14 protein-coding genes are annotated in these 13,375 nt (G+C 55.9%); 8 read left to right on the forward strand and 6 right to left on the reverse strand.

Annotation, left to right across the window (positions count from 1 at the left end):
- Window positions 1–76 precede the first annotated feature (76 nt).
- A complete protein-coding gene (locus EV102420_RS14335; RefSeq protein ID WP_042392893.1) occupies window positions 77–703 on the forward strand; it encodes a LysE family translocator in 627 nt (208 codons plus the stop codon).
- On the opposite strand, the gene EV102420_RS14340 is transcribed toward EV102420_RS14335, so the two are convergent.
- On the reverse strand, window positions 700–2,514 hold the full coding sequence (locus EV102420_RS14340; RefSeq protein ID WP_042392895.1) for a sensor domain-containing diguanylate cyclase: 1,815 nt from the start codon (window positions 2,512–2,514) through the stop codon (window positions 700–702). The two genes, EV102420_RS14335 and EV102420_RS14340, sit on opposite strands and share 4 nt — an antisense overlap.
- Before the next feature lie 245 nt (window positions 2,515–2,759).
- Window positions 2,760–3,788, reverse strand: coding sequence for a GGDEF domain-containing protein (locus EV102420_RS14345; protein ID WP_042392897.1), 1,029 nt, complete (start codon window positions 3,786–3,788; stop codon window positions 2,760–2,762).
- Between the two features lie 248 nt (window positions 3,789–4,036).
- On the opposite strand from EV102420_RS14345, the gene EV102420_RS14350 reads away from it, so the two are divergent.
- Window positions 4,037–4,342: a hypothetical protein gene (locus EV102420_RS14350; RefSeq protein WP_042392899.1), complete on the forward strand. Its 306-nt coding sequence runs from the start codon at window positions 4,037–4,039 to the stop codon at window positions 4,340–4,342.
- Here the strand turns inward: EV102420_RS14350 and EV102420_RS14355 are convergent.
- Window positions 4,339–4,836, reverse strand: a complete 498-nt coding sequence (locus EV102420_RS14355) for a 2-thiouracil desulfurase family protein (protein WP_042392902.1) — start codon at window positions 4,834–4,836, stop codon at window positions 4,339–4,341. The genes EV102420_RS14350 and EV102420_RS14355 overlap by 4 nt on opposite strands.
- A gap of 166 nt (window positions 4,837–5,002) precedes the next feature.
- Between EV102420_RS14355 and EV102420_RS14360 the strand changes: the two genes are divergently transcribed.
- A complete protein-coding gene (locus tag EV102420_RS14360; protein ID WP_042392904.1) occupies window positions 5,003–5,710 on the forward strand; it encodes a CTP synthase C-terminal region-related (seleno)protein in 708 nt (235 codons plus the stop codon).
- Window positions 5,711–5,728: 18 nt separating this feature from the next.
- On the opposite strand, the gene EV102420_RS14365 is transcribed toward EV102420_RS14360, so the two are convergent.
- Window positions 5,729–6,916: a CynX/NimT family MFS transporter gene (locus EV102420_RS14365; protein ID WP_042392907.1), complete on the reverse strand. Its 1,188-nt coding sequence runs from the start codon at window positions 6,914–6,916 to the stop codon at window positions 5,729–5,731.
- 192 nt (window positions 6,917–7,108) lie between these two features.
- On the opposite strand from EV102420_RS14365, the gene EV102420_RS14370 reads away from it, so the two are divergent.
- Genes EV102420_RS14370 through EV102420_RS14385 form a run of 4 tightly spaced genes read left to right on the forward strand, consistent with a single transcriptional unit; the run spans window position 7,109 to window position 10,211 of the window.
- Window positions 7,109–7,933: an ABC transporter substrate-binding protein gene (locus EV102420_RS14370; protein WP_042392910.1), complete on the forward strand. Its 825-nt coding sequence runs from the start codon at window positions 7,109–7,111 to the stop codon at window positions 7,931–7,933.
- Between the two features lies 1 nt (window position 7,934).
- Complete coding sequence (locus EV102420_RS14375) at window positions 7,935–8,756, forward strand: amino acid ABC transporter ATP-binding protein (protein WP_042392913.1); 822 nt, start codon at window positions 7,935–7,937, stop codon at window positions 8,754–8,756.
- Window positions 8,756–9,529, forward strand: coding sequence for an amino acid ABC transporter permease (locus tag EV102420_RS14380; protein WP_042392915.1), 774 nt, complete (start codon window positions 8,756–8,758; stop codon window positions 9,527–9,529). The genes EV102420_RS14375 and EV102420_RS14380 overlap by 1 nt, the downstream gene beginning before the upstream one ends.
- Complete coding sequence (locus EV102420_RS14385; RefSeq protein ID WP_042392918.1) at window positions 9,519–10,211, forward strand: amino acid ABC transporter permease; 693 nt, start codon at window positions 9,519–9,521, stop codon at window positions 10,209–10,211. Before EV102420_RS14380 ends, EV102420_RS14385 begins: the two co-directional genes overlap by 11 nt.
- On the opposite strand, the gene EV102420_RS14390 is transcribed toward EV102420_RS14385, so the two are convergent.
- Window positions 10,194–10,640, reverse strand: coding sequence for a DUF441 domain-containing protein (locus tag EV102420_RS14390; RefSeq protein WP_042392920.1), 447 nt, complete (start codon window positions 10,638–10,640; stop codon window positions 10,194–10,196). The genes EV102420_RS14385 and EV102420_RS14390 overlap by 18 nt on opposite strands.
- Window positions 10,641–10,774: 134 nt before the next feature.
- Between EV102420_RS14390 and yoaI the strand changes: the two genes are divergently transcribed.
- Window positions 10,775–10,927, forward strand: coding sequence for a small membrane protein YoaI (gene yoaI, locus EV102420_RS22510; protein WP_165570667.1), 153 nt, complete (start codon window positions 10,775–10,777; stop codon window positions 10,925–10,927).
- A gap of 1,160 nt (window positions 10,928–12,087) precedes the next feature.
- Here yoaI and EV102420_RS14400 read toward each other — a convergent pair.
- On the reverse strand, window positions 12,088–13,371 hold the full coding sequence (locus EV102420_RS14400) for a YeaH/YhbH family protein (protein WP_042392925.1): 1,284 nt from the start codon (window positions 13,369–13,371) through the stop codon (window positions 12,088–12,090).
- Window positions 13,372–13,375: the final 4 nt, after the last annotated feature.

Genomic DNA, 13,375 nt, shown 5'->3' on the forward strand with positions numbered 1-13,375 from the left:
ATGAGAGAAGTATAGACCGCACTTGCCTGACGTAAAGTATGATTAGGCATCTTTTACATATCCATGGAGACACAGCTTGACCCTATATGACTCCCTGCTGGCGTTTACGCTGGCCGCTGCTCTGCTTACCCTGACCCCTGGGCTGGATACCGCACTGGTCCTGCGTACCGCCTCGGTCGAGAGTCGAGCCCAGGCGTTTAAAGTTGCGCTGGGTATTAATGCCGGGTGCTTTATCTGGGGCGCGATGGTGGCGTTTGGTCTGGGGGCGCTGATCGCCGTCTCTGAGCTGGCCTATTCCATTCTGAAATACTGCGGCGCGGCTTACCTCTGCTGGCTGGGAGTAAATATGCTGCTGAGCCGCGGAGGCGGGTTAACCGCGGCGGCAGAGGGCGAGGCACCCAAGGCAAGGCAGAACGGGTTTATGAAGGGGCTGCTGGGTAATCTGCTAAACCCCAAGATGGGCGTCTTCTACGTCTCCTTTTTACCGCAGTTCATTCCCCACGGTCAGCCTCTCATCGCCTGGACCTTTGGGCTGGTGGCGATCCATGTTGTGCTGGGGCAGACCTGGTCAACGGTGCTGATTCTGGCGACGCGTCCGCTCGGTCGTTTCCTGAAACGCAGCGCGGTAATACGCTGGATGGATCGCACCACCGGCACGCTGTTTATTCTCTTTGCCGCTAAGCTGGCGCTGAGTAAACGCTAATAGGTTCCATGTCGCAGTAGGCCGGGCAGCTTATCCACTGCGCTGCCCTTTGCCAGCCAGGCCGGGATCTCCGCTGCGGAAATCGGCCTGGAGAAGTAATACCCCTGCGCCTCGTCACAGCCGTACTCCTTCAGCATCATAGCCGTCTGCCTGTCTTCAATTCCTTCAGCAAGAACCAGATAGTTCAAATCCTTCAGCATCGAGATGACGTTGCGGGCGATAATTCGGCTATCGGAGTCGGAGACAATCTGGCTGATCAGCGAGCGATCGAGCTTTATCACGTCGAAGGGAATGCGTCGCAGATAGCTGATGTTGCTATAGCCTGCGCCGAAATCATCCAGCAGGATTTTAAAGCCTCTCTTTTTCAACTGACCCAGCTCGTACAGTGCTTCATCGCTCTCCAGCACCTTCTCGGTCTCCAGACATTCGATACGCAGATCCGCTACCGTAAGCCCGGCACCCATCAGGCTCTTCTCCAGCTCGTCAGCAAAACCCCGGCGCGAGAAGTCGCTTACCGTGACGTTAATGGAAATAGGCAGGTCGATTCCGGCTTTGCGCCAGGCCTGGAGCTGGATAATCACGGTTTTGATGACCCATTGCGTAATATCCGTCATCAGGCTGGTCTTCTCTGCCAGCTGAACAATGGTAGATGGCGGCACGTTGCCCTGTACCGGATGATGCCAGCGAAGCAGTGCTTCACAGCCTTGAGTCAGGCCGGTATGCAGTGAAATTTTCGGCTGATAGACCATATAGAGCTGATCCGGCGCTTTGATTGCTTCGCTCAGATCGTGCAGCAGCCGGAAGTGGTTATTGCGCTTCTGATCGAGAAGAGGATCGAAGGCCAGAACAGGAATTTGCTCGCGCATCGCCTCATGCAGGGCGCTGATGCCCTGGCGCAAAATTTCATGCGGATCGTTATCCTGCGGAATGAAGTTGACGTAGCCGGTACTTACCTTCAGGTGAATACCAATGTCGCCACGGATCTGCGCATCGATATCCGGTAGACAACCTGCCCTTTGGATTAGCGTCTGGCCGATCGCGGCGTCTACGAGCACGGCATAACGTCCTGGCGCAAAGGCAAACAGCGTCATTCGCGAAGGCAGCTTCAGGCGCAGGCGCAGCAGGGGGCCAAATCCACGCAGCATCTTCTCTACCGCAGGTAGACCAAGATAGCGCGTCAGTTCATAGGCGCGGGGCATATCAATACAGTCGAAGAGGATCAGCGACCAGGGCTGCGTGTTGTTATCCAGCACCAGCGTCTCTATCTCTTTTAAAAGAGACTGACGGTTAGGCAATCCGGTCAGGCCATCCACGCGGCCCAGCGAATACCAAGCTTCAAGATAGGTGCTGGCAAGGGCGGCAATGCGCAGGAAGTTTTCAATCTGCGCCGAGGTAGCCGTGACCGGTTGAGTATGGCTAACGCACAGCGTACCCAGTACAAACCCGTCCTTTGTTTGTAGGGGAGCAGCGGCATAGAAGATGGCCTGTCCTGTGGTAACCAGAAAATGATCGGCAAAGCGACTGTCGGTACGGGTGTCGGAGCAGAAAACCGGCTCGGCGCTGGTAACGGCATATTGACACATCGTTTCAGGGATCGCGGATTTTATGGGCAGCTGGGAGATGTTCTTTACATATTTAATATATTGGTACTGGTCGTCGAAAATAGTGACGAAGCAGCTATTAACGCCCATTATATCGCTGGCCAGACTCGCAAACTCGCCAAGAGCGGTATCTCGCGCTTTGTCGTGCTTGCGTAAGAGGGCAAGCGCCGCCAGCCTTTTGGTTTCGTTCTTGCTGAGTCCGCTGAACATGTATGAGCTCCTGCTCAGATGAGGATCTAAAACAGTAAAATCCGTACCGACGCAATATTATTTGTAACACTAAATTAATATCTCATCTACTAGCCAGCGCAGGTAGACGATATAAAGAAATAGGGTATACGAGAGGGATTACCACCAGCCCAACTGCGTACCGGCAACGACAACAATCGCCACGATCAGCATAATAACCGTTGTTTTTTTCACGCCATGCTCCTGAAAGATCTTTAAATATTGAATTAATCCAGAACGATAAAGGGGCTTTTTTGCCGCCCTTTCTTCTCCTGATACATGGCGACATCGGCCATGCGCAGGGCAGTATCGGCGTCGGTCTGCGTCGGGTCAACCTCAACAATACCAATGCTGGCACCGGGGTAATAGATCCGTACATCCCCCAGGCTATAGTCGCCGGTAATGTGACCGCTCAAGCGCGCTTTCAGCTCGCTAAGATAGGTCTCGTCGCTTTTCCCGCGTGCGCTACCTGGACAGGCAAGCATGAACTCATCGCCGCCCAGCCTGCCAGCGATGTCGTTGGCGTCGCACTGACGTATGATCCGCTGGCCCACCTGGACTAAAAAGAGATCGCCCACGTCATGGCCAAAGCTGTCGTTGATTGACTTAAAGTTATCGAGATCGATAAAAGCGATGATCACCGGCACATCCAGATGGCGCGCCAGCGAGAAAAGGGTAGTGAGGTTATCGAATATCGCCCGTCGATTAGGCAAGCCGGTGAGCGCATCGGTGTAGGAGTGGGAAATCAGCGCCGCGTTGGCTTCCCGCAGCTGCGCCACCAGCGACTCCTTCTGGATCGCCTGAGAGATCAGCCCGGCAAAGAGCTGCAGAACCTGATTTGCCCGCACGCTTAGCGCATGGGTTTCGGCGCTGGCCGCGCAGAGCGTGCCGTACAGCGTCCCATCCGCCAGATGAACGGGCGTGCTGAGATAGGTTTTGATGCCCAGCGCGCGAGCAGGGCCGCAGTCGCTCCAGTGCGTAGCCACGTCATTGCTGAAAAAGCACTCATCATCCAGAGCGCGCTTGCAGAGCGTATCGCCCCAGGGCACAGAGAGCCCCTCAGGGATATTCATCTGCTTACTGTTTCGGGCATACAGGATGTGCTGCAGGCGGGCATCAATATCGATTTTGGTCAGGTAGGTTGACTCCATCTCGGTTACCAGCTCAAGCATCTCCAGCAGCTGGCGAACCAGACTTTCAACGGTTTGTTCACTTGCGAGCGTTTCCGAGACGCGAGCCAGAATAATATCTGACATGACTATCTTTTACTCCGGTATAGAGGCAAAAAACCCTTATACGTTATGGTTAATATTTACGCTGTCCGCATAGTAAACCATGAAAAGTGGCGGATTCATATATCATGTTTTCTCCTCTATCTGAAATCAGCTGAGGTTTTGATCGCAGGCATGAATTACTGTGGTGACAATGACCTGTCTCTCGGAGTAAAATTTCGCTTAGGAATTATCCTAACCGCAAATTCTATTTTTCTGTGAACGAGAGAGCTATGTTTCAGTTAAAACCGGGCAGCCTGGCAATGATTATTGGCGCACAAACTCCAGCTGGACGCCGCAATATTGGTAAATCCGTGGAGCTGTTTGCGCTGTGCCAGCCGGGAGACCGTTTCCTGAACCCGGTTAACGGCGTGATGACCGACATGCCGGTTACCGCCCCACGTGCGCTATGGCTGGTCACCGGGGACGTTGTGGCCTTTGACGGCCAGCACGGTTTTGCGTTTGTTCGCGCCGAGCACCTGATGCCGCTTCTGCCAGATTCCTTGCCGGAAGAAGAAGAAGCCCGCGAGTGGTGCTAATTTGCATCGTGCGCGTTGATCCAGGCAATGAGCGCGGGCAGTTCCTGCTCTGAAAATACCTTAATGCCGTGTTCAGCCAGCAGTGCCGCGGCCACGCCCATTCCCGGCTGGCGCTGACCGCTAAAGCTGCCGTCGTAAATAGCGCGGCTGCCGCAGGTCGGGCTGCCGTCGGTTAACAGCGCGGCGCGACAGCCTGCCTCCTGCGCCGCACGTAGTGCCAGCCAGGCGGCCAGCTGATAGTGCCCGGTCACATCGGTACCGTCGCTCTCTGTAATGCGGGCCGCATTACGCATTACGTCGATCCCAGTACCGCCGCTAATTTCCGCCGACAGACGCGGCACCGGCAGACCGGCTGCCAGCTCAGGACAGTGGATCACCAGCCGTCCCTCCTGTTGCCAGCGCGCCAGTGTGGCCTCTACCGCCTGCTTTTCACTGCCGTTGTAGCGCACCTTAAAGCCCATCAGGCAGGCGCTCACGAGGATCTTGGTTTTCATGGTCTACATAGGGCAAGGTGACAATAGCCACAGGGTAATACAGCAGTATGAAAAATGCTGTCATCCGTCGCCCACCTATTTTAAGGTATTGTGATACCTGTAAAAGATCGGTAATCTGAGGCTCCTTGTGTTATCCGTAATTTGCCCCTGACATAAGGACTCCCGCATGGAACACACTCCTTTGAAAAAAACGCTACGTATTGCCCTCGTAGGCGACTATAACCCTGACGTTGTTGCGCATCAGGCGATCCCTCTGGCGATTGATGATGCCGCCGCCGTGCAGGAACTGACGGCTGACTATGACTGGCTGGCAACCGATGAGATCGCCAGCGAAGAGGATTTGGTAGGCTACGACGCCATTTGGGTTGTACCCGCTAGCCCCTATAAAAATGCTCAGGGCGCGTTCACGGCGATTCGCTATGCCCGCGAGAACAGCGTGCCGTTTCTCGGTACCTGCGGCGGATTCCAGCATGCGTTAATTGAGTACGCGCGCAACGTCATGGGCTGGGACGATGCGGCGCATGCTGAAACCGACAGTGAAGGACGGATGGTGGTGACGCCGCTGGCCTGCTCGCTGGTGGAGCAGACCGGCACTATCGAGCTGCGCTCTAATACGCTGATTGCCCGCGCCTACGGCAAAGATGCCATTGATGAGGGCTATCACTGTAACTATGGGGTGTCGCCAGAGTTTGCCGCCGAGCTGGATAAGACCGATCTGCGCGTCACCGGCTGGGATGAGGAGGGCGAAGTGCGCGCCGTTGAGCTGATCACGCACCCGTTCTTTGTTGCGACGCTGTTCCAGCACGAGCGTGCCGCGCTAAGCGGACGTCCCGCGCCGCTGGTGCATGCGCTGCTGCGCGTCGCCAGTAACTAATCTCTCATCACCTCTCTCTTACCGGGCGTCGATCTCGCGATCGCGTCCGGCGAAGACGCCAAACACGGCCATTACCACCGCGAGCAGAGCGCAGGCGATCAGCGGAATGCGCCAGTCGCCGCTGGCGTCGTGGATCTTGCCCATCAGCGGTGGACCAAACGCCGCCAGCAGGTAGCCCACCGACTGCGCCATGCCGGAGAGCGCCGCCGCCTGATGCGCCGAGCTGGCACGCAGGCCGATAAAGGTCAGACCGAGGATCATCGTCGCGCCCGAGCCGAAACCAAAGATGACCGTCCACAGCACCGCGTGGGCGGGAACCAGCCACAGCCCGGCGGCGCTGACGGCGCACATTAGCGCCACCAGCGCGGCGATGCTGCGCTGATCGCGCAGGCGATGCAGGATCAGCGGAATAACAATGCCTGGCGCGGCGGTTGCCAGCTGCAATAGGCCATGCAGAGAACCCGCCTGGGTTTCGCTGTAGCCCAGGCTCAGCAGGATCGCCGGTAGCCAGCCGATAACCACGTAGTAGATCAGCGAGTTGATACCCAGAAAGAGCGTCACCTGCCAGGCCAGCGCCGATCGCCAGATCCCACGATTTTGCAGGCTACCCGCTTGGGTCAGGCTGCTTGCTGCCCGACGGCCGGTCTGAGGCAGCCACAGCAGCAGGGCAACGAGTGGGAACGCCATCAGCATCAGCAGCGCCCCCCGCCAGCCAAATCCGTGTAGCGCCAGGGGCACAACCAGCGCCGAACCCAGCGCGGCGGCTGCCCCCATCGTCAGGGAATAGGCACCGGTCAGCTTTGCGACCTGGCCGGGGAAGTCACGCTTAATCAGGCCGGGCAGCAGCACGTTACCCAGCGCAATTCCGCAGCCGACAATCGCCGTACCGATAAACAGCAGCGTCGCAGACGGCAGCGAGCGCAGGGCAATACCTGCACAAATAAGGATCAGCGCGGTGGCGAGGCTGCGCTCCATGCCAAAGCGGCGGGCGGCACCGGCCGCCAGCGGGGAGATAAGGGCAAAGGCCAGCAGCGGCAGGGTGGTCAGAAGTCCGGTTTGCGCCGTGGTCAGGCCGTAGTCGGCGCGAATAGCATCCAGTAGCGGGGCGGCACCGGTAAAAGTCACGCGCAGGGTGGTGGCAATCATTAAGATCCCGGCAATCAGCAGCAGTCCCTGCTTGCGGCCGGAGGAGGTCAGGCTAGTCATTGTTTTCTCAGATTGAATACGTTGCCGATAGGATAACGCTTTTTCGCTGCGATGAAAGCAACGGACAGCGCCTGCGTATATAGCCTTATTCTATTTATGGATATGTAATGCACTTTTTGATATTTGTCTGACGCCAAAGCTTATGTGAACGTAGCGCTTAATACTTATAACAAGGGATAACAGGGATTAAGCATGGCAACGTTTACACAGACTAAAAAAGCATGGACCTTCTCCACGCTGGCGCTCCTTTCAACACTCTCTTTTGCCGCTCACGCTGACAAACTGGCCGACATTAAGTCGGCTGGCGTGGTGAAAGTCGCCACCTTTGATGCAAACCCGCCGTTTGGCGCAGTCGATCCCAAAACCCATGATATCGTGGGCTATGACGTCGACTTTGCAAAAGCGCTGGCGAAAAGCCTCGGTGTCAAGCTGGAGCTGGTTGCGACTAACCCGGCGAACCGTATTCCGCTGTTGCAGTCTGGCAAGGTTGATCTGATCGTTGCCGACATCACCATTACGCCAGAGCGTGCGCAGGTTATCGACTTCTCCACGCCGTACTTTGTTACCGGCCAGCAGTTCCTGGTGGCGGCAGACGGCGCGGATAAGCTGGACGCCTACGGCAAGTCGCGTATCGGTGCGGTAAAAGGCACCACCGGCGAGCAGGCGCTGCATCAGCGCTTCCCGCAGGCGCGCGTGCTGGCCTATGACGATATTCCGCTGGCCCTGACCGCTCTGCGTAACGGCAACGTGCAGGCGATCACCCAGGACAGCACTATTCTGGCTGGCCTGCTGGCGGAAGCGCCAGATAAAGCCAAGTTTAAAATCCTGCCGGATCTGCTCTCTAAAGAGGAGATTGGCGTGGGCGTACCCAAAGGTGAAACGGCACTGCTGAACACGGTAAACAGCGAGCTGGTGAAGCTTGAGCAGAGCGGCGACGCGGCCAAAATTTACGATGCCTGGTTTGGTCCGCAGACCAAAACGCCCCAGCCGCGCAGCTTTAAAATAGAAGCGAAGTAATATGTTTGCAGGTCTTTTCTCCGCCTCTGTGGCCAGTGCCACGGAGGCGTTTCCCGTGCAGGCGGGCACGGTCGAATTCCGCCAGGTCAGCAAGCGCTATGGCGATCACCCGGTGTTAAAGCAGATCGATCTTCAGGTGCGCGCTGGCGAGGTGCTTGCCGTCTGCGGGCCGTCCGGCTCGGGTAAGTCAACGCTAATCCGTCTGATTAACCAGCTTGAGACGGTAAGCGGGGGCGAAATCTACGTTGACGGTAAACCCACCAGCACCCTGAAAGGCAAGGCGCTGCGCGAGCTGCGTCGTCATGTGGGTTTCGTCTTCCAGCAGTTCAACCTCTATGCCCATCTTAACGCGCTGGATAACATCACTCTGGCGCTAACCAAAGTGCACGGCCAGTCCCCGCGTGATGCGGAGGAGACGGCGCTGGCGCTGCTGGAGCGGGTCGGCTTGCGCGATAAAGCCCACCACCTGCCGTCCCAGCTCTCCGGCGGCCAGCAGCAGCGGGTGGCAATCGCCCGCACGCTGGCAGCAAAGCCGCACATCATCCTGTTTGACGAGCCGACCTCGGCGCTCGATCCCGAAACGATTGGCGAGGTGTTACAGGTCATGCGTAGCCTGGCCCACAGCGGCATGACGCTGATCGTGGTGACCCACGAAATGCAGTTTGCCCGCGAGATCGCTGACCGGGTGATCTTTATCGACGGCGGCGAGATCCTTGAGCAGGCTTCACCGGAGCAGTTCTTTACCGCGCCGCAGCACCCACGGGCGCAGCGCTTCCTGCAGAAGGTGCTTAACCCGCTGCACGCTGAAAGCAGGGAGCTGTAATGCACATCCATCTCGACTGGGCCGGGGTGCTTACCGGCCAGCCTGCGCAGTGGATCTATTCCGGTTTTCTCACCACTGTCTGGGTGACCGTCGCTGGCATCGTGCTGGCCACGGCGCTGACCGTGCTGCTGCTGGCCCTCCGTCTGGCGGGAGGCGCGGTGGGACGCGGCATCGTGGCGGTATGGGTGTCGTTGTTTCGCAATACGCCGCTGCTGGTTCAGCTGCTGTTCTGGTACTTTGCCGCCTGGAACCTGCTGCCGCTGGGTTTTCGCCAGTATGTTAATGACGATCACGCCTTTAGCATCCTGCCGGGCGATGTCTGGTGGTTTACGCCGGAGTTTCTCAGTTCCGCCTGGGCGCTGGGCCTGTTTACCGCGGCCTTTCTGGTCGAGGAGATCCAGGCCGGGCTGCATGCCGTGGCGAAGGGACAGATTGAGGCGGCGAAATCGCAGGGATTTAGCGAGCTGGCGCTGTTTCGCTGGGTGCTGCTGCCCCAGGGATTACGCAACGCCTGGCAGCCGGTAGTGGGACAGTATCTGAACCTGATGAAGCTCTCCTCGCTGGCGACCGGAATTGGCTTTGCCGAGCTGACCTATCAGACCCGGCAGATTGAGAGCTACAACGCCCATGCTCTGGAGGCATTTGCCGTTGGCAGCGTGCTCTATCTGCTGCTGGGGTTGGTGATGAGCCTGCTATTTAACGCCCCGATGTGGTGGCGTGCATCGAGGCAGGAGAGGGCGCTGGCGCACAAGGAGGTGCAGGATGATCGCTAATATCACGGTGATTACTGATAATCTGGACTATCTGCTGCTGGGCCGTGCTGCTCAGGGCGAGCCGGGCGGCGTGCTGCTGTCGGTGTTGATGACCCTCGGGGCGGCGCTGCTGGCCTTTCCTGGCGGGATCGCGCTGGCCTGCTTTGCCTGGCGCTTCAAGGGCTGGCCGCGCCGGGTGCTGTTTGCCTGGGCGGAGATCATCCGTGGCATTCCGCTGATCTTCGTCATCTTCTGGCTGTGGTTTCTGCTGCCGATGCTGACCGGAGCCGATCTGCCCGGCGCGGTGACCGTAACCCTGGCGCTGGCGTGGTTTACCTCCGCCTCGGTGATGTACTCCACGCTGGCTGCTATCGGCTCATTGCCCAAGGGGCAGCATGAGGCGGCGCTGGCAGGCGGTTTCAGCAGCGTGCAGCTGCTGCGCTGGGTGCTGCTTCCGCAGGCGCTGCGCAACGCGCTCCCCTCCTATGTGGGGCTGCTGATTGCGCTGCTGAAAGACACGTCGCTGGCGTTTATCGTCAACGTTCCGGAGCTCACTACCGTTGCGGGGCAGGTTAACAACCGCGTACAGGTCTACCCGGCGGCGCTATTTATCTTTACCGGGCTGGTCTACTACCTGCTCTGTACCCTGCTGGAGCACGCGGTTAAGCGCTGGCAGCGCCGCAGCCTACTGGCGGCCCAGTAGCAGCGACACCAGACCCGCCGCAATCAGTGGCCCGACCGGCACGCCCCGGAACAGGGCCACGCCCAGTACCGTCCCTACCAGCAGCCCTGCCACCAGCGAGGGCTGCGCGCTCATAAGCGCCACGCCGCGTCCGCCAAGCCACGAAACAAAGATCCCTACCGCAATGGCGATCAGTGACTTCCAGTTTACAAAGGAGTGCAGCAGCGTTGAGGGAGGTAGCGTGCCGCTGGCGATTGGAGCCATCACGCCAATGGTCAGGATGATAATCCCGATGGTCAGGCCCTGTTTCTCAATCCACGGAAAATAGACGTTCAGCGGGGTCATGCGGATCATAATCAGCACCATGATCGATATGGCAACGGTGGTGTTGTGGCTAATAAATCCGAGGGCAGTCAGCCCCAGCAGGATAAACAGAGTGGTATCGAACATAAAAGAAGGTTCCAGACAAAAATATAAGCTCGCTTACTTTACCGTATCTGCGTGTGCCAACAGAACTTTTTCTCCCCGCTGCGAAAGTTCCTAAAAGTTTCATTTAAAACCACTTTGGCTGTCATCGAATGTTCATGTCGCTCTATTATGAATGCTGTATCGCGCAGAACAGAGACGACAAAATGAACGATCCGATGCTGACCGAGACGCTGATTATTACCTCATCCTTTTTAGGCATCATCGCCGTGCTGGTCGCGTCGGTGCTTATTTTGGAGCGGATGGGGTGATGTTAAGTAGCTAGCGTGACGTCTTAAAAACACAATAGACAGCCATGTTAGCACCAGCGAAACCGCTCCTGAGAACATCATGCTGAGAGCTGCCGTCAGATCATAAATGTTCTCATCACCGTAGATGCTAAGCATTTGGGCAAGCGAGTAGACGTTTTCAATTGGGAAGATTTGCGCCCAAAGCGTAGCGCAGGCGACAAACCAAACCACGAAAAGTAGGGCTACCGTTACTATGTTTCTAAGGCTGAGGCGAAACGAAATATCTATGAAGTATCCTTGGTATCCAGCAGTAGTTTCTAAGGTTCATCATATAAGCATAAATAGATCTTATTTTTAGTGCGGTTCGTGCTATATTTTTAATCAATTAATTTGGTTAGATTGCGAGCGAAACAAATAAAAATCGTAGGTGCCTATATTTTTGGTGAATGTAAATATGCCGTAAACTTTGATTTACTTGGGTTAAAATCATCTAAAAGTCTAATAAAAACAACCAATAAGAGCCTGTTGTTTCAGTAAATAATCTATTGCTTAATGCTGGTTAGTTTTTTTAAAACCTTCATAAAAACATCCTTTCTTTTTCTACCAGTAAATGTGTACGATCAATGTATACAAAAAAAGAGAAAGTACTAGGTAAGGATTTAGATTCATACGGAACAATTGAGGTAATTGATAGTGGTTATTCTAAAAGTTGCCCATAGCCTGCTAAAGCTGGTTTGGTTTATTGCTCTCTTTTGCTTCGTGTCATGGATGGATGTTCGTTACTTCTCTGAACATCCAATGATCAGCAACGTTACTGCAATCAAAATTGCATACTGGTTTAGCTCTAAACCTGCACCGGAAGACATTTATTTTAGCTATGATTATGTTTTAATTTTCTTTAACTTCCTCTCTTCAATTATTTTGTATTTCATCATAGTAAAGTTAGTCAACACAGTAAGGAGAAAATAAAATGCCTATTCGCCATACCTATGGCTTAAAGATGATGGCGGTGATGGCATTAAAGGATCTGTAGACGTTAAAGATCGTTAAGGCTCTACGTTCAGAGATGCCGGGTGGCGGCTACGCCTTACCCGGCCTACAGGTTCTGCATGGTTTTGTAGGCCCGTGCAAGCGGAGCGCCGCCGGGCAGCCGGTAAATCGCTTTACCGGCTAGGTAGATGTTAGCTGTGAGAATCTGACGTTTGCTTGTGAAACAGTTCGCGGAACACCGGGTAGATATCCTCTTGATCGCGGATATGCTGCATTGCAAAGTTCTCAAACGTCGCCTGCAGGTGCTCATACTCACGCCAGAGCGTCTGATGCGCCCGACGGGTGATCTCGATATAGCTGTAGTAGCGCACCACCGGCAATATTTTCTTCGCAAGAATCTCATGACACAGCGGTGAATCATCAGCCCAGTTATCGCCATCCGACGCCTGCGCCGCATAGATGTTCCACTGCGCCGGATCGTAGCGCGCCTTAACCACCTCATCCATCAGCTTCAGGGCGCTGGAGACAATCGTCCCGCCGGTCTCCTGTGAGTAGAAGAACTCATGCTCGTCGACCTCTTTAGCCTGCGTGTGGTGGCGGATATAGACCACCTCTACGTTCTTATAGGTTCTGCTCAGGAAGAGATAGAGCAGAATATAGAAACGCTTGGCCATATCCTTGGTCGCCTGATCCATCGAGCCAGAGACGTCCATCAGGCAGAACATCACCGCCTGACTTGAAGGCTCTGGACGTTTCTCATAGTTCTTGTAGCGCAGGTCAAAGGTGTCGATAAAAGGCACACGTTCAATCTTCGCCCGCAGCTCGGCAATCTCCTTGCGCAGCCGCTCCTCTTCGAGCAGCTGTGCCGGCTCGCTCTTAGAGACGGTAGTAAGATCCTCCTCCAGCGCCCGCAGCTCGCGTCGTTTACCCGCCGTCATCGCCGTCCGGCGTGCCAGCGAGTTTTGCAGCGAGCGTACTACGCTGATGTTGGCTGGCACCCCGTTGGAGGTGTAACCCGAGCGGTGCGTTTTGTATTCGTTAAGCTGCCGATGCTGATTCTTTTTCAGATTCGGCAGGGCCAGATCTTCAAACAGTAGGTCAAGGTACTCATCTTTCGAAATCTGAAAGACAAACTCGTCCTGGCCCTCACCATCCTGGCTGGCCTGACCCTGGCCGCTGCCTCCACCGCCGCCACCACCCTGAGGACGTTCGATACGGTCATTCTGCACAAAGTGATCGTTCCCCGGATGTACACGGTTGCGCAGGCCACCGCGCCCCTGGTGGAACATCGGTTCGCTAATATCTTCTGAAGGAATCGAGACGGACTCGCCGCTCTCTACGTCGGTCACCGAGCGCTTGTTGATCGCCTCGGAGATCGACTGCTTGATTTGCGATTTATAACGGCGCAAGAAACGTTGGCGGTTAACCGTGCTCTTGTTTTTGCCGTTAAGACGCCGGTCGATGAACCAGGTCATAAGC

This window comes from Pseudescherichia vulneris NBRC 102420 (assembly GCF_000759795.1).
Taxonomy (GTDB): domain Bacteria; phylum Pseudomonadota; class Gammaproteobacteria; order Enterobacterales; family Enterobacteriaceae; genus Pseudescherichia; species Pseudescherichia vulneris.